This is a genomic window from uncultured Clostridium sp., assembly GCF_934754915.1.
Lineage (GTDB): Bacteria > Bacillota > Clostridia > Clostridiales > Clostridiaceae > Clostridium.
This window is the reverse complement of the sequence record NZ_CAKVKB010000004.1, coordinates 1-24,385: the sequence shown is the minus strand read 5'-3', so window position 1 is coordinate 24,385 and position 24,385 is coordinate 1. Positions and strand designations below refer to the sequence as shown.

23 protein-coding genes are annotated in these 24,385 nt (G+C 29.7%); 21 read left to right on the top strand and 2 right to left on the bottom strand.

All coding sequences use genetic code 11. The annotated features are described in order from the left end of the window. The first annotated feature begins 16 nt into the window (after window positions 1–16). The 20 genes from truB to Q0F58_RS01310 all read left to right on the top strand — a co-directional run bounded on the left by truB (window position 17) and on the right by Q0F58_RS01310 (window position 20,805). The gene (truB, locus tag Q0F58_RS01405; protein WP_294371495.1) at window positions 17–892 is read left to right on the top strand and encodes a tRNA pseudouridine(55) synthase TruB; all 876 of its coding nucleotides are present in this window, start codon (window positions 17–19) and stop codon (window positions 890–892) included. Between the two features lie 15 nt (window positions 893–907). Beyond that, window positions 908–1,843 carry a bifunctional riboflavin kinase/FAD synthetase gene (locus Q0F58_RS01400; protein ID WP_294371493.1) on the top strand — a complete coding sequence of 312 codons (936 nt, stop codon included), beginning with the start codon at window positions 908–910 and terminating at the stop codon, window positions 1,841–1,843. A 119-nt stretch (window positions 1,844–1,962) separates the two neighbouring features. Continuing rightward, a complete protein-coding gene (gene rpsO / locus Q0F58_RS01395) occupies window positions 1,963–2,226 on the top strand; it encodes a 30S ribosomal protein S15 (RefSeq protein ID WP_293977550.1) in 264 nt (87 codons plus the stop codon). 99 nt (window positions 2,227–2,325) lie between these two features. After that, complete coding sequence (locus tag Q0F58_RS01390) at window positions 2,326–4,431, top strand: polyribonucleotide nucleotidyltransferase (protein WP_294371490.1); 2,106 nt, start codon at window positions 2,326–2,328, stop codon at window positions 4,429–4,431. 102 nt (window positions 4,432–4,533) lie between these two features. Continuing rightward, window positions 4,534–5,841 carry a pitrilysin family protein gene (locus Q0F58_RS01385; protein ID WP_294371486.1) on the top strand — a complete coding sequence of 436 codons (1,308 nt, stop codon included), beginning with the start codon at window positions 4,534–4,536 and terminating at the stop codon, window positions 5,839–5,841. Between the two features lie 85 nt (window positions 5,842–5,926). Further along, window positions 5,927–6,208, top strand: a complete 282-nt coding sequence (locus tag Q0F58_RS01380) for a YlmC/YmxH family sporulation protein (RefSeq protein WP_294371482.1) — start codon at window positions 5,927–5,929, stop codon at window positions 6,206–6,208. Between the two features lie 185 nt (window positions 6,209–6,393). Further along, the gene (gene dapG / locus Q0F58_RS01375; protein ID WP_294371479.1) at window positions 6,394–7,602 is read left to right on the top strand and encodes an aspartate kinase; all 1,209 of its coding nucleotides are present in this window, start codon (window positions 6,394–6,396) and stop codon (window positions 7,600–7,602) included. A gap of 260 nt (window positions 7,603–7,862) precedes the next feature. Beyond that, window positions 7,863–8,312: a GNAT family N-acetyltransferase gene (locus tag Q0F58_RS01370; RefSeq protein ID WP_294371477.1), complete on the top strand. Its 450-nt coding sequence runs from the start codon at window positions 7,863–7,865 to the stop codon at window positions 8,310–8,312. 38 nt (window positions 8,313–8,350) lie between these two features. Further along, entirely contained in the window at window positions 8,351–8,878 is a 528-nt protein-coding gene (locus tag Q0F58_RS01365; protein WP_294371475.1) for a GNAT family N-acetyltransferase, read from the top strand. Between the two features lie 291 nt (window positions 8,879–9,169). Beyond that, a complete protein-coding gene (locus Q0F58_RS01360) occupies window positions 9,170–10,066 on the top strand; it encodes a DMT family transporter (protein ID WP_294371472.1) in 897 nt (298 codons plus the stop codon). A gap of 61 nt (window positions 10,067–10,127) precedes the next feature. Next, window positions 10,128–10,673, top strand: coding sequence for a sugar O-acetyltransferase (locus Q0F58_RS01355; RefSeq protein ID WP_294371468.1), 546 nt, complete (start codon window positions 10,128–10,130; stop codon window positions 10,671–10,673). 145 nt (window positions 10,674–10,818) lie between these two features. Then, complete coding sequence (locus tag Q0F58_RS01350; protein WP_367118141.1) at window positions 10,819–11,130, top strand: ATP-binding cassette domain-containing protein; 312 nt, start codon at window positions 10,819–10,821, stop codon at window positions 11,128–11,130. A 129-nt stretch (window positions 11,131–11,259) separates the two neighbouring features. Then, on the top strand, window positions 11,260–11,973 hold the full coding sequence (locus Q0F58_RS01345; protein ID WP_294371465.1) for a ClpP family protease: 714 nt from the start codon (window positions 11,260–11,262) through the stop codon (window positions 11,971–11,973). Between the two features lie 247 nt (window positions 11,974–12,220). Next, window positions 12,221–14,659: a DNA translocase FtsK gene (locus Q0F58_RS01340; RefSeq protein WP_294371462.1), complete on the top strand. Its 2,439-nt coding sequence runs from the start codon at window positions 12,221–12,223 to the stop codon at window positions 14,657–14,659. Between the two features lie 177 nt (window positions 14,660–14,836). After that, window positions 14,837–16,231, top strand: coding sequence for a 30S ribosomal protein S12 methylthiotransferase RimO (gene rimO, locus Q0F58_RS01335; protein WP_294371459.1), 1,395 nt, complete (start codon window positions 14,837–14,839; stop codon window positions 16,229–16,231). Beyond that, entirely contained in the window at window positions 16,215–16,808 is a 594-nt protein-coding gene (gene pgsA, locus Q0F58_RS01330) for a CDP-diacylglycerol--glycerol-3-phosphate 3-phosphatidyltransferase (RefSeq protein WP_294371456.1), read from the top strand. Before rimO ends, pgsA begins: the two co-directional genes overlap by 17 nt. Window positions 16,809–16,979: 171 nt before the next feature. Further along, entirely contained in the window at window positions 16,980–18,056 is a 1,077-nt protein-coding gene (gene recA, locus Q0F58_RS01325; protein WP_294371453.1) for a recombinase RecA, read from the top strand. Between the two features lie 311 nt (window positions 18,057–18,367). Next, on the top strand, window positions 18,368–19,909 hold the full coding sequence (gene rny / locus Q0F58_RS01320) for a ribonuclease Y (RefSeq protein ID WP_294371451.1): 1,542 nt from the start codon (window positions 18,368–18,370) through the stop codon (window positions 19,907–19,909). A gap of 254 nt (window positions 19,910–20,163) precedes the next feature. Next, window positions 20,164–20,424, top strand: coding sequence for a stage V sporulation protein S (locus Q0F58_RS01315; protein WP_294371448.1), 261 nt, complete (start codon window positions 20,164–20,166; stop codon window positions 20,422–20,424). A gap of 120 nt (window positions 20,425–20,544) precedes the next feature. Continuing rightward, complete coding sequence (locus Q0F58_RS01310; RefSeq protein WP_294371445.1) at window positions 20,545–20,805, top strand: HPr family phosphocarrier protein; 261 nt, start codon at window positions 20,545–20,547, stop codon at window positions 20,803–20,805. Between the two features lie 171 nt (window positions 20,806–20,976). On the opposite strand, the gene Q0F58_RS01305 is transcribed toward Q0F58_RS01310, so the two are convergent. Then, window positions 20,977–21,198 carry a DUF378 domain-containing protein gene (locus Q0F58_RS01305; RefSeq protein WP_294371442.1) on the bottom strand — a complete coding sequence of 74 codons (222 nt, stop codon included), beginning with the start codon at window positions 21,196–21,198 and terminating at the stop codon, window positions 20,977–20,979. A 200-nt stretch (window positions 21,199–21,398) separates the two neighbouring features. Between Q0F58_RS01305 and purB the strand changes: the two genes are divergently transcribed. Next, on the top strand, window positions 21,399–22,829 hold the full coding sequence (purB, locus tag Q0F58_RS01300) for an adenylosuccinate lyase (RefSeq protein ID WP_294371440.1): 1,431 nt from the start codon (window positions 21,399–21,401) through the stop codon (window positions 22,827–22,829). A gap of 172 nt (window positions 22,830–23,001) precedes the next feature. Here the strand turns inward: purB and Q0F58_RS01295 are convergent, their stop codons facing one another. Beyond that, a complete protein-coding gene (locus tag Q0F58_RS01295; protein WP_294371439.1) occupies window positions 23,002–23,982 on the bottom strand; it encodes an amidase domain-containing protein in 981 nt (326 codons plus the stop codon). Window positions 23,983–24,385: the final 403 nt, after the last annotated feature.

The following is a 24,385-nucleotide window of genomic DNA, read 5'->3' as shown; positions in this document are numbered from 1 at the left end:
ATTAGGAAGTGCATATATGAATGGAATATTGAATGTGTATAAAAATAAGGGTATGTCTTCCTTTGATGTAGTACGAAAAATTAAATTTCTGGCACACGAAAAAAAAGTTGGACATACGGGTACTTTAGATCCTGAAGCAACAGGAGTTCTTCCAGTAGCTTTAGGAAAAGCAACTAAAATAATAGATTATATAATGAATGCTTCAAAGTCATATGAGGTGAGACTTCTTCTTGGGAAAAAGACAACTACATATGACCTTGAAGGTGAAGTTATAGAAGAAAAAGATGCTTCGCATATAACAGAAGAAGAAGCTATGAATGTAGTTTTAAGTTTTGTGGGTGAATATGATCAAGTGCCTCCAATGTATTCTGCACTCAAGAAGAATGGAGTAAGACTTTATGATCTTGCAAGACAGGGAATAGAAGTTGAAAGAGAAGCAAGAAGGATTACGATACATAACATAACAGACATAAAGATGGAACTTCCATATATAACCATGACTGTAACATGTTCCAAAGGTACATATATAAGAAGTTTGTGTTATGATATTGGTGAAAAACTTAATACGGGTGCAGTAATGACTATGCTTAATAGATGTTCGACTTCTATTTTTAATGAAGCAGATAGTATTAATATTGATGAACTTACAGAAGAAAATATAGAAAATCATCTTATAACAATGGAAAAAGCTTTGGACAATTTTCCGAAGCTTATTGTAAATAGTTCTTTTACAAAGCTGTTAAGAAATGGTGTAAATGTATTTGATAGAAGACTTACTAATGAAAAGAGAGAACAGGGAGTATTATACAGGGTTTATGATACTGATGGTTTGTTTATAGGTCTCGGAAAACAGGAAGACAGAGGCTTCAAAATTGAAAAATTATTGCTTTGATTTAGGAGTAAGAAAATGATTGTTACAGATAAAGATTTAAAGGATATACAGACTTCTGACAATTATATAGCTCTTGGAAGTTTTGACGGATTACATCTTGGCCATCTTTCACTAATACGTAAGGTCCGTAATGAAGCTGAGAAAAATGGAGGGAAAAGTATAGTTTATACTTTTAAAAATCATCCTAGGGCAGTTCTTAATAAGAACGATGCTCCAAAACTTCTTATGAGTAATGAAGAAAAAGCAAGGATTCTGGAAGAGTGTAATATAGATATGCTGTATTTTCAGGAATTTGATGATGAGTTTATGAAAATGACTCCAGAGGAATTCATAAAATTCTTAATAGAGAAATTTAATGCAAAAGGTATTGTTGTTGGATTTAATTATAAATTTGGATATAGAAATATGGGAGATATAAATCTTTTGAAAAAGTTTCAAAAAAATTATGGGTTTCAACTTTTCATAATGGAACCATGTAATTATGAAAATGAAACAATAAGCAGTACAAGAATCAGAGAAGCAATAGAATATGGTGATATAGATAAAGCATATAAAATGCTTGGTCGTCCTTTTATGCTTTCTGGAGAAGTAATGCATGGAAGGAAGATTGGAAGAACTATTGGATTTCCTACAGCAAATTTGAATTATGATAAAAAATCTATTTTGCCAGCAGTAGGTGTATATTATACTAATGTTAGGGTAAATAATATTATATATAAGGGAATAACATCAGTAGGAAATAATCCTACAGTTGCAGGAAAAAAACTTACAATAGAAACTTATATATTAGATTTTAATGAAAACATATATGGTGACAATATAGAAGTATTTTTTATGAAAAAAATCCGCAATGAGAAAAAATTCAATGGTATAGAACAATTGAAGTCTCAGCTTCAGAAGGATGAAAATTTTGCATATAATGAGAATTATATGTCAACTTTAAGAATTTAGTTTACAATAAGCATTACTTTTGATATAATACTCGTGAACCTAATCCTAAGTTTAAAGGTGCCGTCTTTTTACTTGGAACTAGGGGATAATAAAAAAAGTTACACGGAGGTGCGCTTATAATGGATAAGGCAACAAAATTAGAAATAATCAAAAAGTATGGTAGAAGTGAAGGAGATACTGGTTCTCCAGAAGTTCAAGTAGCTTTACTTACTGAAAGAATAAAATCTTTAACTGAACACTTAAAAGTTCACAAAAAAGATCACCATTCAAGAAGAGGTTTATTAATGATGGTTGGTCAAAGAAGAGGTCTTTTAAACTATTTAGCTGAGCAAGATATTGAAAGATACAGAACTTTAATCAAAGAATTAGGTTTAAGAAGATAATTTTTAGAGCGGAGTTTTCCGCTCTATTATTTTAAAAAATCTTAAAAATAAACTAAAAATGAAATATTTTGATGAACCTGAAGGGAGGTCGTACAATTTATGAATAACGTTTTAAGTACTGAAATCGCTGGAAGAGAACTTAAAGTTGAATTCGGGAAAATAGGTATGTTATCCAATGCAGCAACATTAACAAGTTATGGCGATACAGTTATAATGACAAATGTTAATGCATCAGAAGAACCAAGAGAAGGAATTGATTTCTTCCCATTAAGTGTTGAATATGAAGAAAGACTATATGCAGTTGGTAAGATTCCAGGTGGATTTATAAAAAGAGAAGGAAGACCATCTGAAAAAGCTATTTTAAATGGAAGAGCTGTTGATAGAACAATAAGACCTTTATTTCCAAAAGGATATAGAAATGATGTGCAGGTTGTTTCTACAGTAGTTTCTGTAGAAAAGGATGTTCTTCCTGAAATATTAGCAATAAATGCAGCATCATTAGCTTTATGCTTATCAAGTATTCCTTATACAATTCCTGCAGCAGCAGTTCAAGTTGGATTAATTGATGGTAAATTAGTTACTAATCCAGATAGTGAAGGAAGAGAAAAGAGCATACTTCATTTAACAGTATGTGCTACAAAAGAAAAAGTAATGATGATTGAAGCTGGTGGTAATGAAATACCAGAAGATACAATGATTGATGCCATAAAATATGGTTTTAATGAATGTCAGAAAATAATATCTTTCCAAGAAGAAGCTGTAGCTAAATTTGGAAAGAAAAAAGATGAACCAGTATTATATAAAGTAGATCCTGAACTTGAAAAAGAAGTAAAAGATTTTTCTTTTGATATGGTTAAGGAAGCAATGTATATCATGGATAAAGATGAAAGAAATGCAGCAATAGATGCAGTAAACGAGAAAGTTAATGAAGAATTTGCTGAAAAATATCCAGATAATATGGCTGACATAAAAGAAGTTCTTTATACAACTCAAAAGAAGATTGTAAGAAATATGCTTTTAAACGAAAAGAGAAGACCAGATGGAAGAGCATTTGATGAAATAAGACCTTTAGGATGTGAAGTTGGAATACTTCCAAGAACTCATGGTACAGGTTTATTTACAAGAGGATTAACTCAGGTAATGACTGTAGCTACTTTAGGTTCTATTAGTGAAATTCAAATTTTAGATGGTATTGATGAAACACAATCTAAAAGATATATGCATCACTATAATTTCCCAGGATATAGTGTTGGAGAAGTAAAACCTTTAAGAGGTCCAGGAAGAAGAGAAATTGGACATGGAGCTTTAGCTGAAAGAGCACTTGAACCATTGATTCCATCAGAAGAAGAATTCCCTTATACAATAAGATTAGTATCAGAAGTTTTAAGTTCTAATGGATCAACATCACAGGCATCTGTATGTGGTTCTACATTAGCATTATTAGATGCAGGAGTTCCAATAAAGAGACCAGCAGCAGGTATTGCAATGGGATTGATAACTTCTGACGATTTAACTAAAGAACAAGTAATAACAGATATTCAAGGCATCGAAGATTTCTTTGGAGATATGGATTTCAAAGTTGCAGGTACAACTGAAGGTATAACATCTATTCAAGTTGATACAAAACTTCAAGGATTCAGCTTTAATGTTGTTGAAAATGCAATAAGAGATGCAAGAAAAGCAAGACTTAAAATTATAGATAAAATTAATGAGTGTATGCCTGGACCAAGAAAAGATGTATCTATATATGCACCAAAAACTGAAGTGATGACTATAAATCCTGATAAGATAAGAGATGTAATCGGAACAGGCGGTAAGGTTATCAATAAGATAATAGCTGATACTGGTGTTAAGATTGATATAAAAGAAGATGGAACAGTATTTATAAGTTCAAGTGATCATGAAGGTGTAAATGCTGCTAAAAAGATAATTGAAGGATTAACAAAAGAAGTTGAAGTAGGTGAAGTTTACTTAGGTAAAGTTACAAAAACAACTACATTTGGAGCCTTTGTTGAAATTCTTCCAAATAAAGAAGGATTAGTTCATATTTCAAAACTTGCTAAAGAAAGAGTTGAAAAAGTAGAAGATGTTGTTTCTGTTGGAGATGAAATTTTAGTCAAGGTTACTGAAATAGATAATCAAGGAAGAATAAATCTTTCAAGAAAAGATGCGATTGATAATCAGGAAAAGAAGGAAGAAAAATAAAGGGCAATTTTAATTGCCTTTTTTTTATCTAATATGTGATTATAAAATTGGGAATAATGTAATTAGATATTAGATAATATGTGATAGAGGAGGAAGGATGCAATGTTTAATATGTACACCCTTGAAAATGGATTGAGAGTTGTAACAGAGAAAATAGAACATTTAAATTCCATAAGTGTTGGTGTTATGGTACAGAATGGTTCAAGAAACGAAAAAAATGATATTAATGGAATTTCTCATTTTATTGAGCATATGTTTTTTAAAGGAACAAAAAAAAGAACTTCAAAAGAGATAATGGAAGAGATTGAAAATGTAGGTGGGCAGATAAATGCATTTACAAGCAAAGAAGCCACTTGCTATTATGTTAAAGCACTTAATACACATTTAGATTTATCATTGGATATACTTTCTGATATACTTCTTAATTCAAAATTTGATCCTGAAGAGATTGAAAAAGAAAAAGGCGTTGTTATTGAAGAAATAAATATGAGCCAGGATTCTCCAGAAGATGTTCTTGATGATGCTCATTCAGAAGCATGTTTTGGAAACAGTTCACTTGGGAATCCTATATTGGGGACAGCTGATTTGGTAAGATCATTTACACAAGAGAAAATAATTAAATTTATAAAGGAAAAATATACTCCTTATAATTCAGTTATTTCAGTATGTGGAAAATTTGATGACAAGGAATTAAGAGAACTTATAGAAAAGAATTTTGGAGAGTGGAAAAGTGAAACTGTATATAAACCTAAATACGAAGAAATTCAAATACAAAGCGGTTCAAAATATGCTAAAAAGGAAATAGAACAGCTTCATATATCACTTGGACTTAAAGGGCTTCCATATGGAGATGAATATAATTATCCTCTTGTTATATTGAATAATGTATTTGGAGGAGGGGCATCATCTATATTATTCCAGAAAGTGAGAGAAGAACTTGGATTATGTTATTCTATAGGTTCGTATTTACAGCCTTTTCAAGGTGTTGGAACAGTTAATATTTATGCAGGATTGAATAAAAATTATGGAGAAAAGGCTTTGGAGGTTATAGATAGAGAATTATCTCTGTTTGTTAAGAATGGAATAACCGACAGACAGCTTGAAATCAATAAAGAAAAGATTAAAGCAAACTATATTCTAGGTCTTGAGAGCACAAGCTCAAGAATGTTTGCAAATGCAAAGAGTTATCTTTTTAGAAATAAGGTAAAAACACAGGAATTTGTTATTGAAACTATTGATAAAATAAATAAGGATGATATTCAATATGTTCTTGATAAATGTTTTGGAAAAGGTCTTTTGAATGCTGCTTATGTAGGTCAGGATGTGGATTATGAAAGACTTGATTCAATTATATTGAAAAATACAATGGCTTATGACAATTCAGATAGTCAGGGGAAAATAGAAATATAAATTAAAAAATTGCATTATCTGTGCAATAGTAATAAAATACCTTCTTATTTCATATTATGTATATGAGATAAAGGAGGTATTTTTTATGAAAGAAGAAAGTAACATAAAATATCTTAGTGATATAGAAAAATATGAAATGATAAATATTAATGATGGTGAGAAATATGATTATCTTATAAATAATGATTTAATAATCGATGATGAAGGAACTTTTAAATACCTTATAGTGAATTTGAATGGAGGAAAGTTTAATTTTTTCAGTAGTAAGGATTTTTTAGAAATACCATGGGATTGTGTGAAAAAAATTGGTTCAAAGACTATAATTTTAGATGCTGATGATGAAAATATAAAAAGAGTTAAATTGTAAATTGAAATTTTGATAATTTATCTAAATATAATTAAAAATTTTTAAAAGTATTTAGCAAAATATAAAAGAATTTTAAAATATATAGTGAAAAATTAAAAAAACAGAGAATAAGTATTATAATATTTATTGGAACTACCGAAAATAAAAATTAGTATTTGAACATCAATATTTTGGGAGGAACAATAATGAAAATAATTGTACAAAAATTTGGGGGGACTTCAGTTTCTACTGAAGAAAACAGAGCTAAAGTAATTGAAAAGGTAAAGGGAGCTTTAAAAGACGGGTACAGTCCTGTTGTAGTTGTATCTGCAATGGGAAGAAAAGGAGCACCTTATGCTACTGATACTTTATTATCACTTGTAAATGAAGATTTTAAAAATGCAAACAGATTAGCTCAGGATCTGCTCATGTGTTGTGGTGAGACTATAAGCTCAGTAGTAATGAGCAATGATTTATATAATAAAGGAATAAATGCAGTTCCACTTACAGGATGGCAGGCTGGAATTACAACGGATAGTAATTTTACAGATGCTAGATGCATGAAAGTAAATCCTAAGAGAATACTAGAAATTGTAAATCAAGGAATGGTTCCTGTAATAACTGGATTTCAGGGAGCCACTGAAGATGGATATCTTACTACTCTTGGAAGAGGTGGAAGTGACACATCAGCATCATTATTGGGAGTTGCACTAAACGCTTCTATGATAGAAATATATACAGATGTTGATGGAATTATGACAGCAGATCCTAGAATAGTAAAAGATGCTGATTTAATAGATGTAATAAGTTATAATGAAGTATTTCAGCTTGCAGATCAAGGTGCAAAAGTAATTCATCCTAAAGCTGTTGAAATTGCTATGGAAGGTAATATTCCGCTTATGATAAAAAATACTATGAATGATTGCAGAGGAACATTGATAAATAATTTTGGTGACAGAAAAAATAAGAGAATAATGTCAGGAATAACAAGTCAGGGAGATCGAATACAGGTTTCTATTAATAGAAATGATAATTCTGGAAATGATAAATACAATAGCATACTTGAAGTTCTTGCAGCTAATAAGATAAGTCTAGATCTCATAAACATATTTCCGGATAATCAGATATTTACAATAAATAAAGCAGACAAAGAAATTGTAGAAACATTATTAAAAAAGGATAATTTTAAATACAGCCTGATTGAAGAATGTAGCAAAGTTGCAGTTATAGGTGCTGGAATGAAAGGAACACCAGGAGTTATGGCAAGAATAATAAAATCACTTAATGAAAATAATATTGAAGTTCTCCAGACAGCAGATTCTCATATGACTATATGGTGTCTTGTTCATGCTAAAGATGCTGTAAGTGCTATAAATATATTGCATAAAGCATTTTCAGTAGGTTGTATTTCATAACAGATTGAAAAATTTATTTTTATACAATGCGTGGTTTTTTCGAAAGAAATTTCTACGCATTTTTTATTTATCCATGTTTTACTAAAAATACAGATTGATTTAAAAAAATTTTTAAGCAAATGATTTTGAATGAATTGTTGAAGTTAACAAAATAAATGGTATAATAAGTATTAATTGTAAAAGTATTTCATATTAATGTATAAAAATTTATAGAGACAATTTAATATTTAGATACAAGAAAGAGGGTAAGTGGGATAAGAATGAAAATAATTGAAAAGGGAATAAATGATATTAGATTGATAAAACCTTTGTGGGAACAGCTTAATTTACTTCACTTAGAAAAGTCAGTTAACTTTAAAAAAAGATTTGAAACATATAAATTTGAAAAGCGAATGGAGGGGGTAGTTAAAAAATCAAAAACGGGAGAAATAAAATTGTACATACTATATGATGATGAAAATAACAGATATGCAGGATATTGTTTGAGTTCTATTGAAAATGGTAGTGGTGAAATTGAATCTCTTTTTATAGAAGAAGATTATAGAAAGTATGGTTTTGGTGGAAAGTTTATGAAAAATACATTAAAGTGGTTTGAAGATAGTAAAGTAACAGATATAAAGATAAATGTTGTTTATAATAACAATGATGTTTTAGCTTTTTATGAGAGATATGGGTTTAAAATAGGAAATTATATTTTAAAGAAAAATTAGGAATTCACTATAATAATAAAAAAATTGAGGAGGTAAAAATGAGCAATATATTGATAAGAAATGGACAACAAAAAGATGCAGAAATTTTGAGTAAAATATATGCGTCAAGCTGGAAACATGCTTATAGAGGAATTGTTCCAGATGAATATCTTAAAAATTTGAAAGATGATTTTTGGGTGGAAAAGTTCAAAAAATGGATTGGAGAAAGAATATTAAAAGTGAAACTCATATATTTAGATGATGAACCAGCAGGAGCGATTTCATATGGAAAGTCACGTGATGATAAGTTTCCTGATTATGGAGAAATATGGTCTTTTTATATGAAACCTGAATATTTTAGAAAAGGTTTAGGAAGAAAACTCATAAATTCTGCTATAAGTGATATGGTAGATAAAGGCTTTAAAAATTGTTATTTGTGGGTTTTAGATAAAAATAAAAATGCACGTAGATTTTATGAAAAATCTGGCTTTAAATATAATAAAGATAAATATCGTTCTAAAATTATGGATACAGAATTATTTGAATTGAGATATGTATTAGATTTAAATTCAGATAATGATTTTTAATTATCTTTAATATTTTTTAAGAATTGAAAAAAATGTTTTTGATTAATTTGAAAGAGAAAAAATGTGTTTATTGCAATTATAAACATTTATTAGCATTGAAAATGTAGCTGAATAGCAGTCAAATAATTTAGTAATAGAAGATTATAAGCAGTTTGAAAAATTTAGCAATGAATCAAGTGTTTTAAAGAGATGATTTTACAAATTTAAATTATCTCTTTATTTATTTTAAAGAAAAATATTTAAAATGATGTTATAATAAGTTGTATATAGTTATTACTTTAGGAGGAAAAAATGGATAAGAATAACTTAAAGGGAAATATAATGCTTATGATTACAGCACTTATATGGGGAACGGCTTTTGTTGCACAAAGTGTTGGCATGGATTATGTGGAGCCATTTACATTTATTACATCTAGATATATTATTGGAGGATTATTTCTAATTCCATGCATCTATATACTGGATAAAGTTAATAAAAATGAAAAGTCAAAGATAAAAAATGTTGATAGAAAAACTTTAATTACTGGAGGATGTTTATGTGGAATAGCTTTATTTGCAGCAAGTAGTTTTCAACAAATTGGAATAAAATATACTACTGTTGGAAAATCAGGATTTATTACGGCATTATATATAGTTATAGTACCTTTGATAGGATTATTCTTTAAGAGAAAAGTATCAAAAAAAGTATGGATAAGTGTAATAATTTCTCTTGTGGGTCTTTATTTATTGTGTATAACTGAAAGTCTTTCAATAAGCAAAGGAGATTTTCTTGTCCTAATATGTGCATTTCTTTTTTCGATACATATACTCATAATAGACAAGTACTCATCTTTTGTAGATGGAGTGAGGATGTCATGTATACAATTTTTTGTTGCAGGTATTTTAGGAATTATTCCAATGATTATTTTTGAACATCCACAAGTGGCAGATGTATTAAATGCATATAGTCCTATTTTGTATGCTGGGGTAATGTCATCTGGAGTTGCATATACTCTTCAAATAATAGGGCAGAAATATACAAGTCCTGTTCTTGCCACATTAATAATGAGTCTGGAATCTGTTTTTGCAGCATTGTCTGGATGGCTTATACTTGGGGAAATTTTATCTGTTAAAGAATTTATAGGATGTTGTCTTGTTTTCGGAGCAATAATCTTAGCACAGTTGCCAGATAAAAATGCAGGACAATAAATTTTGATAAAATACTAAAATTTATTGGAAATTAGTAATTTGTATAATATTATTAATAAAAATGATTTTGATTAAAGAAGAATGTTTAGATATATTATATGATTTCAATAATACACGTCCTTCTCAAATGAAAAAAAGAAATGAAATATTAAAAAAGCTTCTGGCTGAAGTTGGAAAAGATTGTTATGTGGAACCACCATTACATGCAAATTGGGGAAGGAATACTCATTTTGGAAATAATGTTTATGCTAATTTCAATTTGACACTTGTAGATGATACAGATATTTTTATTGGGGATAACGTTATGATTGGACCTAATGTAACAATTGCAACAGCAGGACATCCAATTAATCCAGAGCTTCGTTTAAAAGCGGCACAGTTTAATATACCGGTTTATATTGGAAATAATGTATGGATTGGTGCAGGTGCTATTATTCTCCCAGGTATAAAAATTGGGGAAAATTCTGTTATCGGGGCAGGTAGTGTTGTAACAAAAAATATTCCAGATAATGTTGTAGCATTAGGAAATCCTTGCAAAGTTCTTAGAAAAATAAGTGAAAGAGATAAAATGTATTATTATAAAGATAGAATGATTGATATAAAATAAATCAGTAAATTGTAGTCATAATTTTCAATTTGACAGTATGTCTTTCTTTAATAATACCTTATTACAAAATAGTGAAAAAATGTTATAATGTGTAATATGACTTTATTTATAGTTAAAAGGTATTTATAGCGAGGAGAAAGAAAATATGAATAGACAAGAATTTGATTCAGAATATTGTAATGTAAAATATATAAAAAAAGTAGTAACAGGTCTTGGAATTGATGCCCTTGGATATGACAATAAGTTAAATGAATTAAGTGGAGGCCAGAGGGCAAAAGTTATTCTGGCAAAACTTTTGTTACAGAATCCTGATATATTATTACTTGATGAACCAACTAACTTTTTAGATAAAGAACATGTACAATGGCTTTCAGAATATTTAAGGGGATTTAAAGGAGCATTTATGATTATATCTCATGATTTAGATTTTTTGGAGGCTGTTGAAGCTGTAAAGTAATTATATTATATGTGTGTTTGGAAAATTAAAATTTGAACATACTTTGATAAAATATAATAGGCAAATTTGTATAAAAATTTAATCATATGTGCAGAATAAAAAAAACAGGGTACATAGGAGGAAATTTTTATGGAAAAGGACTTTTTGGAAAGTAATTTGAAAAATGAAGATAAAGAAAAAAATTCTGAAGCTGAAGATAAAATTAAAGAGATAAAAGAATTGGGAAATACAGCAGTAACAAATACTAATAAGGATATTGTGGTATTGTCAATAATAGGTCAGATAGAAGGTCATTCGGTCCTTCCGCCTCAGACAAAAGCAACTAAATATGAACATATAATTCCACAGCTTATTGATATAGAACAAAATGACAATATTAAGGGAGTGCTTATTGTTTTAAATACTGTAGGTGGTGATGTTGAAGCTGGCCTTGCAATTGCAGAAATGATAAATAGTATGTCAAAATCTACTGTATCCATAGTTATAGGAGGAGGCCATTCAATAGGAGTACCTCTTGCAACTTCATCAGATTTTTCTTTCATAACTCCATCAGCAACAATGATTGTACATCCGGTTAGGATGAATGGATTTGTAATAGGAATTGCACAAACATTTGAGTACTTTAAAAAGATGCAGGAGAGAATAAATGATTTTATTGTGAGGACTTCAAATATAAAAGAAGAAACTTTAGAAAAGTTTATGCTGCAGACTAATGATTTATTAAATGATGTTGGAACAATGCTTATTGGAAAACAGGCTGTTGAATGTGGACTTATTGATTCTGTTGGTGGAATAAGTGAAGCAATGAAAAAGTTAAAAGAGCTTATAAAAAAGAATAGATAATTAAATATAATTGCATGGAAATTTTGTTTTAAGAATTTTTAATATTATTTAAGAGATTGATTAGCGGAACACCAATAGCGAAGAGATGCTAAAGAATTAATGACTGTTTATAAAGATACATTAATATAATAATTAAAATTGTACGACTATAGAAAAAAACTATAGTCGTATTTTACTTTTAGTGTTATCTTATTAAAGGGAATAATTATGTTTTATAGAATAGTAACAAAGAAAGAGGTGATTAAAGTTGGCGAAAACGAAAACCAGAGGAAAGGGAAGTAAAAGTAGAAAGGCTTCTGCCAAAAATGAAAGCAATCCAGATATTACAGGAATAATATATATGGCTACAGGAGTTATACTTGCTATAGCTATATATACAGATCTTGCTGGTGCTCTTTCTAAAGTTGCTCAAACAATAGTATGTGGAGCAATAGGAGTTGGAAAATATGCATTGCCTGTTTATTTAATATATTTTGGATTTGAGTATATAAAGACAAGGGGAAATATTCAATTAAATAAGTGCTTTCTAGGTCTTACAATGATGGTATTTATTATTATGCTTGTATGTGGAACATTAAATATACAAGGATCATATACTCCAGATGATTTTATAGAAAATTTTAAGGGAATAATATATGAAGAAACAGAATTTATTCATGGAGGAATTCTATCATATCTTATATGCTATCCATTATATAGATTATTGGGTTTTTTAGGCACATATGTACTTTTATTTACTTTTTCAGTAATTTCGATTACGTTAATTTTTGATATAACTTTATATGACCTTGGAATAAAGGCGTATAACACTAAAGAAAAAATTAAAACCAGCAGAAGAGAAAGGATAGAGCGTATTCCTAAGTTAGAAAAAGAGAGAAATAAAGATAAAGGAAGCTTTATTAATATTGTTGACAAGACGGGAAATGATGAAGCGGACAGAAGCAGCAGAGAACTTCTTTCTAAAGTTGACAAGAAGATAAAAATTTTAGATTTTATGAAAAATCTTAGTGAGGATGATACAAATGAAGAAAGTGTAAATCCTGAAGTTTCATCGGATATTCATATTGATAGCTTTCTTGACAAGTCTGAAAGAAATAAAAATCAACCAGAAATGTCAAATGAGAAAGAAGATATCCACAGAAAGAAAAAAGAGAAACTTGATGAGGATGTAAAGGATGTTGTAAATAAAGAAATTCAAAATGTTATGGAAGAACAAAAAGAAGAGAGAGAATATGTTTATCCAAGTCTTGAATTGTTAAAGACGAATTCTAATACAAAGTTGAATAGCAGCGATAAAAAGGAACTGATAGAAAATGCAGGAAAACTTGTAGAGATATTATCTAATTTTGGAGTAGATGCAAAAGTCAACCAGGTTACAAAAGGGCCTTCTGTAACCAGATTTGAACTGCAGCCAAGTCCTGGAGTAAAGGTAAGCAAGATAGTAAACTTAGCAGATGATATTGCATTAGGCCTTGCAGCATCAGGAATAAGAATAGAAGCTCCTATACCAGGAAAAGCAGCAGTAGGAATAGAAGTCCCAAATCAGAAGCAGACAGCAGTATTTTTAAGAGAAGTTCTTGAAAATGATGAGTTTATTGAATCTAAGAAGAAACTTGCATTTGCCCTTGGAAAAGATATATCAGGGAAATGTGTTGTGGGAGATTTGAGTAAAATGCCTCATACCCTTATTGCAGGGGCCACAGGTTCTGGTAAGAGTGTATGTATAAATTCACTTATAATAAGTCTTCTTTATAAATATGATCCAAATGAAGTTAAACTTCTTATGGTTGATCCAAAGGTTGTTGAGCTTAATGTTTATAATGGTATTCCACATCTTTTGATACCTGTTGTTACAGATCCTAAAAAAGCGGCAGCAGCATTAAACTGGGCTGTTAATGAAATGACCAATAGATATAAGCTTTTTGCTGATATGGGTGTAAGAAATATGGAATCTTATAATGAATTATATAATAAGGGAATAATAGAACAGAAACTGCCTTATATAGTTATAATTGTAGATGAACTTGCAGATTTGATGATGGTATGTCCTAATGATGTTGAAGATTATATTGGAAGACTTGCACAGATGGCAAGAGCAGCAGGAATGCATCTTGTAATAGCAACTCAAAGGCCATCAGTAGATGTAATTACAGGTGTTATTAAGGCTAATATACCTTCAAGAATATCATTTGCAGTTTCTTCTCAGATAGATTCAAGGACTATACTTGATAGCTCTGGTGCTGAAAAACTTCTTGGAAAAGGAGATATGCTTTATTATCCTGTTGGTGAAAGCAAACCTTTAAGAGTACAGGGATGTTTTATTTCAGAAGAAGAGGTTGAGCAGGTTGTATCATTTATAAAAAGTGAACAAGGAGAAAATTCTTCATATGAAGAAGATATAATAGAACATATAAATTCTACAGCTGATTCTGGAAATTCAAGTAATAATTCTGGCAATGATGATGTTGATGAACTTTTAAATGAAGCTATAAATATTGTCGTAGAATTCCAACAGGCATCAACTTCATTTATACAAAGAAAACTGAGAGTAGGATTTAATAGAGCTTCCAGAATAATGGAACAGCTTGAGGAAAGACATATAATATCTGAAAAAGATGGAAGCAGACCTAGACAGGTGTTGATTACCAAAGAACAGCTTATGAATGAAAAAAATCAGAAAGAATAGATAATAATTAATGCCAATTAAATTTTAAAATCAAGAAATGATTTTTGCTTAATTGGCAAGTTTTAATAATAATTTAACTTTTAATTATAAAATTAATTGTATAATAAATAGTGTCTTGTAAAAAAGAGTTTTAATTTGTTATAATTAATTTTATTAAAACATAGGAGGACTTAAGGTTTGAGTGATAATAATTTGAAGATTGTTAAAGATCCAGTTAAGATAAAAGAGAAAAACAATAAATATAAAGTCGGTATAGTAAGTTTAGGCTGTGATAAAAACAGAGTTGATTCTGAAATAATATTAGGGAATATGAGCAGAGACTATTCAATAACAAATAATCCTAAAGAAGCGGATATAATAATAGTAAATACATGTGGATTTATTGAAAGTGCAAAGCAGGAATCAATAGATACAATACTTGAAATGGCAGATTATAAATTAAATTATAAATGTAAACTTCTTATAGCTACTGGATGTCTTATCCAAAGATATAGTGAAGAACTTGGAAGTCTTATTCCTGAATTGGATCTTATGCTTGGAGTAAATGATTATGACAGGATAAATTCTGTAATAACAGATTTTATAAATGGAAGTGAAAAATCGGAGAATCTTGTTAATTATACAGATGAAGGTGTAAATGAAGGAAAAAGAATTCTCACGACTGAAAAAGGAAGTGCCTATATAAGAATTGCTGAGGGATGTAATAATTTCTGTACATATTGTATAATTCCTAAAATAAGAGGAAAATTTAGAAGCAGAAAGATGGAGAATATAATAAAAGAAGCTGAAGATCTTGCAGCTCATGGCATTAAAGAGATTATATTGATAGCTCAAGATACTACAATGTATGGAAGCGATATATATGGAAAGAAAAATCTTCATGAATTATTAAAAGAATTATCTAAAATTAAAGGTATAGAATGGATAAGAATTTTATATTGTTATCCAGAAGAAATATATGATGAACTCATTGATGAAATAGCTCAAAATAATAAAGTTGTAAATTATTTGGATCTTCCAATACAGCATATAAGCAATCATATTTTAAAGCTTATGGGAAGAAAGACTACTAAGGAAGACATAATTAAAAAAATTGATACATTAAGAGATAGAATTCCTGGAATTATAATAAGGACTACATTTATTGTAGGATTTCCTCAGGAAACAGAAGAAGATTTTAATGAAATAAAAGAGTTCTTAACAGAATATAAACTCGAAAAAGTAGGAGTGTTCACATATTCTCAAGAAGAAAATACTCCAGCTGCAAAGATGAATGGACAGATAGATGAAGAGGTGAAAAAAGAAAGAGAAAAAGAATTGATGCTTTTACAAAAAGATATTTCAGAACAAATAAATGAATTGAAAATTGGTAAAATATATGATATTCTTGTTGAAGGATATGATGGAGAAGATTACCGTGGAAGAAGCTATGAAATGGCTCCTGAAATAGATGCAGATGTATTTTTTAAATGTGACGATAGTCTTGAAAAAGGTACCTTTGTTAAGGTAAAGATAACAAAGAGTATGGATTATGATTTACTAGGAGTTGTGGCAGATGAATCTTGCAAATAAACTGACTTTAATCAGAATAATATTAGTTCCTGTATTTTTAATATTTATTGCTGGAAAGGATATAATACCATATAGTAGTACAATAGCTACAGCAATATTTATTATTGCATCAATAACGGATAAACTAGATGGTTATATTGCAAGGAGCAGAAATCAGATAACTAATTTTGGAAAATTTATGGATCCTCTAGCTGACAAATTGCTTGTGACTGCAGCACTTATATCTTTAGTTGAGTTGCATATAGTTCCTGCATGGGCTGCTGTTATAATAATTGCACGTGAATTTGCAGTTTCTGGTCTTAGATCTATAGCAGCAGCACAAGGAAAAGTAATTGCTGCCAGCTGGTGGGGGAAAATAAAAACAGTTATACAGATAATAGCGATAAGTTTATTACTGCTAAAGGTTAATATTGGAGATTTTGCTTATTTAACTAAGCTTGTAAGTACTAATAATATGTGGAGGCAGTTTTTTGACGTTGTTCCATCAATAATGCTTATGGCAGCTGTAATAATAACAATAATTTCTGGATATGAGTATTTTAAGCATAATAAAGAAGCTTTATCTACAGAAAAATAAAATTAAAATACTTGTTTAAAACAGGACATAATTGGATAGACTTAAAATAATTCCTTCTTTAAATATAAAATAAAGAAGGAATTTTTATTGGAATAATTATTGACTATGTATAATAATTATTCTATAATTAATACATACAGAACATTAGTTCGATGAGAGGATGGTAATATTATGGCAAAGATAGATGCAGAAAAGCTGAAAGCAATTGAAAGTGCTATGAGTAACATAGAAAAGCAGTTCGGTAAAGGTTCAGTTATGAAATTAGGTGATCATAACGTAAATCATATGGATGCTATATCAACTGGATGTCTTGATTTAGATATAGCTCTTGGCATAGGCGGAGTACCAAAGGGAAGAATAATTGAAATATATGGACCTGAAAGTTCAGGTAAAACAACAGTAGCACTAAGCATAGCAGCACAAGCACAGAAAAAAGGCGGAGCAGTAGGATATATTGATGCTGAACATGCTCTTGATCCAAGTTATGCACAAAAGATAGGAGTAGATGTTGAAAGCCTTATAATATCTCAGCCAGATACAGGAGAACAAGGTCTTGAAATAGCAGAAGCATTAGTTCGTTCAGGAGCTATAGATGTTTTAGTTGTGGATTCAGTTGCAGCGTTGGTTCCTAAAGCTGAAATTGAAGGGGAAATGGGAGATTCCCATATAGGTCTTCAAGCAAGATTAATGTCACAGGCATTAAGAAAACTTGCTGGAACAATAAATAAGACTAATTGTGTTGCAATATTCATCAATCAGTTAAGGGAAAAGGTTGGTGTAATGTTTGGATCACCAGAAACAACTACAGGTGGAAGAGCTTTGAAATTCTATGCATCTGTAAGAATGGATATACGTAGAATAGATTCTATTAAACAAGGAGATTCTATAATAGGTAACAGAACAAGAGTAAAGATAATGAAAAATAAGGTGGCACCACCATTTAAACAAGCAGAATTTGATATCATGTATAATGAAGGAATATCAAGAACTGGTAATATAGTAGATGTAGGTGTTAAAGAAGAAATAGTTCAAAAGAGCGGTGCATGGTTCTCATATGGAGATATAAGATTAGGACAGGGAAGAGAAAATGCTAAAGTATATTTAAGAGATAATCCAGAAATAGCTTTAGATATAGAAAATCAGATAAGAGCAAAATATGAGCTTCCACCAGCAGAAGCAATGCCAACTGCTGAAGCGGCAAGTGAAGAAGCTGTAGATACAGCAGAAGAAAGTGCAAATGAAAAGTAAATAATTTTTAAAAATATAGGAGCAGAATTGTTACATAAAGCTAATGATTGAATATCTAGTTGAATTGAAAAGTAATACTAGATATAGCAGTAATTAGGATTAATGTAATGATTCTGCTTTTTACAGAAAAGTACAAAAAAGGATTATGAAGTAAATAAGTATTATATGGGCAAACTTGACATATTTTTATTTTTCATATAGAATAAGAAGGAATACTGGTTTATCATATTCCAAATGCAGTGAGAAGAGTATGACACCTACTTACTTTCTTATTAAGATAAATGAGAAATATTAAATTAGGAGGTGTTTAAGTGCAACTAGCGTTAATGATACTCGCTGATATCGTTATATTAGCAGTATTAGGAATAGTGGTTTATAAGTCGGTTCAAAATACTTCAAAAAGTAAAGTAGAGTCGCTTGAAAGAGAAGCAGAAGAAGTTGTAAAGAGAGCGGAAAGAGATGCTGAAGCTAAAAAGAAAGAAGCAATACTTGAAGCTAAGGAAGAACTTCACAAATTAAGAAATGATTTTGATAAAGAATCTCGTGACAGAAGAAATGAGATTCAAAGGCTTGAGAGAAGAGTAATTCAAAGAGAAGAAGCCCTTGATAAAAAAGGTGAACTTCTAGAAAGCAAAGAACAAACAATTAATGACAAAATGCTTGAAGTAGATCAAGTAGAAGCAAAGGTACAGGAACTTTATAATGAAAGAAGAGCAGAGCTTGAAAGAGTTTCAGCCCTTTCTAGTGAAGAAGCTCGTGAAATTCTTTTAGATGAAATTAGAAAAGAAATCACACATGATGCTGCTTTGATGATTAAAGATGTTGAAAGCAAAGCAAAGGAAGAGGCAGACAAGAGAGCTAGAGAGATAATAACTACTGCAATCCAAAGGTGTGCTGCGGATCATGTGTCAGAGACAACTGTACACGTTGTTGCCCTACCGAATGATGAGATGAAAGGTAGAATTATAGGTAGAGAAGGAAGAAACATTAGAACCCTAGAAACGTTAACAGGAGTTGATTTAATTATAGATGATACTCCGGAAGCAGTCATTTTATCAAGCTTCGATCCAATAAGAAGAGAAGTTGCTAGAATGGCACTAGAAAAGTTAATAGTGGATGGCAGAATACATCCAGCAAGAATCGAAGAGATGGTTGAAAGAGCAACTAAGGACGTTGAAAGCAGTATAAAGGAAGAAGGGGAACAAGCGGCCCTTGAAACCAGTGTACATGGATTACATCCTGAAATTATCAGACTTCTTGGTAGATTAAAGTATAGAACTAGTTATGGTCAGAATGTTTTAAAACATTCCATAGAAGTTTCATATTTAGCTGGCTTAATGGCTTCAGAATTAGGTTTAGATGTTGCTCTAGCTAAAAGAGCGGGATTGCTGCATGATATAGGTAAAGCCGTAGATCAGGAACAGGAAGGTCCTCACGCATTAATCGGAGGAGATCTTGCTAAGAAGTATCACGAATCACCTTTAGTAATCAATGCAATAGCAGCCCATCATTCAGATGTAGAAATGCAGTCTCTAGAAGCTGTTTTAGTTCAGGCGGCAGATGCAATATCAGCAGCCAGACCAGGAGCTAGAAGAGAAACATTAGAAGCATACATTAAGAGGTTGGAAAAATTAGAAGAAATTGCAAATTCTTATGAAGGTGTAGAAAAGTCATATGCCATTCAAGCTGGTAGAGAGATTAGAATTATGGTTAAACCAGAAAAAGTTGATGACATTGGTACAATTGAATTAGCACATAATTTAGTTAAGAGTGTCGAAGAACAACTTGAATATCCAGGACAAATAAAAATCAATGTTATTAGGGAAACTAGAGCAGTGGATTTTGCAAAGTAAAAGAGAATAGAAGTAAAGTATATTTTGAATTTCAGGATGTGCTTTACTTTTTTTATTGTTTTGACATGCTTTTGAATTTTATTTATATATGTTTCAATAATAAAACTACATAGTATTAAAGAAATCTTGAAAAGATTTCACCAGTCAGTAGCTATTGTTAATTGGAATATATATTTATAGAAAAAAAGGATTTTTTCTATAAATATAGAATATAATTAATGTAAACGATTAATAAAGTTCTAGGAGGAATAACAATGGAAGTATTAAAAGTATCAACAAAATCAAACCCAAACTCAGTAGCAGGAGCTTTGGCAGCAATAATAAAAGAACAAAATGTTGCAGAAATTCAAGCTGTTGGAGCAGGAGCAATAAATCAGGCGGTAAAAGCAATAGCAATAGCACGAGGTTTCGTTGCGCCAAGTGGAAAAGATATAGTATGTATTCCAGCGTTTACCGATATTAAGATAGATGGAGAGGAAAGGACAGCCATAAAATTAATAGTACAGCCTAGATAAGTATAAGAGCCAATAAAATTGAAAATACGTAAATTTTAAGTTGAAATTATTCATAAAAACGTTTATACTATAAGAGTTAAATGCTATATTTATTAATTTTTTTGTAAAGAGGTGTATATAATGATAGAAAAAGAAGTTGTTGTTAAAAACGGTTCAGGTCTTCATGCTAGACCAGCTACATTATTAGTTAAAAAGGCTTCTGGATTTAAGTCTGACATTAGCATAGAATACAATGGTAAGAAAGCAAACGTTAAGAGCTTAATCGGAGTTTTATCTTTAGCTGTAACTAAAGATGCTACTATTAAAGTTGTTGCTTCAGGTGATGATGAAGCTTTAGCAGTAGAAGAAATCGTAAAATTAGTTGAAAATTTAGAAGACTAATATTTTTAGTTTTAAAGGTTCCATATTATAAATATGGAACCTTTTATTATGGAATCTAGTATGTTGAGCAAATGCACAGCATGAAAAAATCTGTTGTTCAAGTGGTTTTGATATTGCAATTAGATGGCTTGAAGATTTAAGAAATACAGGTTTGAAATTTGTTTATATAAATTAGTCATTGCTAAAGTTAATTATATTACACCTGAAAAGAAGAGAGATAAGATTTAGAGCACTTATGCAGACAATAATATAAATAATGCGTTCCAAAACAGGAATACCCATACATATGAAATTTACTATGTTAAAATTAAGAAGACCAATAGAACCCCAGTTAATTGATCCTATCAAGACAAGTAAAAAAGACAATTTATCAAATATGTTCAGTTTGCACATTATATAACATCCTTTCTGTAAATTGATATTTATATATTATATGCTGAAAAAAATCAATAATAACAAAAATAAAATTATAAGGATTTTATATATAATTCTGCAAAGAAATTAATAAAATACTACACAAAACTTTGTAAAGTATGTTATAATACGAATGATGAAAAGAAAACGATAAAATATATTCGTGTGGAGGTTTTTTAATGAGAAATTTATATAGTACACCTTTAAACTCAAGATATGCATCTAAAGAAATGAGTTATATTTTTTCAGATGACATGAAATTCTCAACTTGGAGAAAGTTATGGATTGCTTTAGCAGAAGGTGAAAAAGAGCTTGGATTAAATATAACTGATGAGCAGATTAATGAATTAAAAGCTCATGTGAATGATATAAACTATGATGATGCTGCTAAGAGGGAAAAAGAAGTAAGACATGATGTTATGAGTCATGTATATGCTTATGGTCTTCAATGCCCAAATGCAAAAGGAATAATTCACCTTGGAGCTACATCATGTTATGTTGGAGATAATACAGATGTAATAATTATGAGAGATGCCTTGAATTTAATCAAGAACAAGATAGTTACTGTATTAAATCATTTAAAGAATTTTGCAATAGAATATAAAGATATGCCTACATTAGGATTTACACACTTCCAGCCTGCACAGCTTACTACAGTTGGTAAGAGAGCAACTCTTTGGATGCAGGATTTAGTTATGGATGTTGAAAATATAGATTTTGTATTATCAAAATTAAAGCTTAGAGGTGTTAAAGGAACAACTGGTACTCAGGCAAGTTTCATGGAATTATTTGATGGCGATGAAAGCAAAGTAAAAGCTTTGGATAAAATTGTTGCAGAAAAAATGGGATTTGAAAAGAGTTTTGGAGTTACTGGACAGACATATCCTAGAAAACTTGATTCTATAGTTTTAAATACATTATCAGAAGTAGCACAAAGTGCTTATAAATTCAGTAATGATTTAAGACTTCTTCAAAATATGAAGGAAATGGAAGAACCATTTGAAAAGAATCAGATAGGATCTTCAGCAATGGCTTATAAGAGAAATCCTATGAGAAGTGAAAGAATAAGTGCATTATCAAGATATGTAATAGTTGATTCATTAAATCCAGCTATAACAGCAGGTACACAATGGTTTGAAAGAACATTAGATGATTCTGCAAACAAGAGATTATCAGTAGCAGAAGGATTCCTTGCTTTAGATGGAGTTTTAAATCTATACATAAATATTGCTGAAAACATGGTTGTATATGATAAAGTAATAGCTTCTCATGTACAAAGAGAATTACCATTCATGGCAACTGAAAATATAATGATGGAAGCTGTTAAGAGAGGAAAAGACAGACAGGAATTACATGAAAAAATCAGAGTTCATTCAATGGCAGCAGCTCAGAGAGTTAAAGGTGAAGGCTTAGATAATGACTTAATAGATAGAATTATAAATGATGATTCATTTGGACTTACAAAAGAAGAAATATTAGGAATAATTGATCCTGCTAAATTTGTAGGAAGAGCACCAAGCCAGGTTGTAGAATTTATAGATGAATATGTTAACCCAATAATTGATGCAAATCAGGAAGCATTAAAAATAAAGAGTGAGATAACAGTTTAATTTAACTTCATATTTAATAAAAAAGAATTTTGATTAATACGGATATATTATGGATTCATAATATATCCGTATTTTTGTAATTATATATTGTATTTGTAATGTACAAAACGATTAAGGATGAAATCTTTTCAAAATTTCCAGTATAGTAGTTTGTTTAATAAAAAGTCAATTTTTAATAAAAATTAAGTCCTCGTAAATCAGGATATAATATTGGATATATATAACTCAAAGGATAATTGAGTTTGTTATATGTGTGACAGCAGTATAGGCATTCTCCGTTGGAAAGCTTATGAGTGATAAATCCTGTATGAGAATAACGTCCTGTTTGTGGTATATTAAACTGTATAAGTGTACCTCTTTTAAGATCTGAAGACTTATCATTAACTCTGTAAGCAAGTTTGTTATATAACAGATATGAGTACAGTTCTTCAACACGAAGCCAAGCGTTTGAATATGGAGTCCATGTATAGGTCTTTTTTAATCCGCCTGCTAAAAGTATTTGTGATGCAAAATTGGTACAGTCTCCGCCGTTTTTTTCATAAGAAATATACTCTGGATTTGGAGTGAGTGCAAATTTTTCAGCATAGCTGCAAGCGTTGTCCACATTAAAATTAGAAAATCTTAAAGATTCTTTTGCATCATATTTCTTTAAAATGTTTTCTTTTTTAAAAATATTGTTTATTAAATCAATGTTTAGAATATTGCTTGTATTTAATGGGAGAATATTCTCAATTGTATCTAAATTTTTTTCTAATATGGAATTAAATATAATGGGATTTTCTTCTTTTGAAATGAGAGCATATATTTTTAGATTGGATTTTAGAGTATATTCAGCGATTACTACATAATCATTATTAGAGCATGAGTGAATATCACTTATGGATGGATTAAAAATGAAAGAATTTTTGATGGTTAGATGAACTTTTATTAGATTTGAATTTTGCTCTAATATTTTGTATTTAAAAGAGAATTTAAAATGTTCAATGGGAAAATTATTTTTTTTATTCAAGGCTATTTTAAAATTTAATCTTTCATTTATTGAATCATAGATGTCCTTACATAGAAAATGAGATATATCTGATGTATCAGAAGTAGAATGTAAATATGGAGAATTTATAAAACTGCATAGATTATATAGAATAGAACATAACAAAATAAAATCACTTCACACAATTAATATATTTATATATATTTGATAAATACAGAACATATTCTGAAAAATTTGCGTTTAATTGTGTATTTAGATATTGGCTGGAAGAATAATTTTTGAAATTAAATATGTAATAAAAATAACGAAGAGGTAGATATAAACATAAATAATATGTTATAATTGCAAGGTGGTAAAAAATCGTATAAATTATAATATATATTACATTAATTAATAATAGACAGTTTCTGTCTTTTACAGTTATTTTTAAAGAGTAATTGAAATTAATGCTGAATTTTTTAAAGTTTTTTCAAATTATAATTTAAATGCATTATATATGTTTCAATAATGAAGCTACATAATAATTAAAGAAATATTGAAAAAATTTCATATTCCATTGTCAATTGTT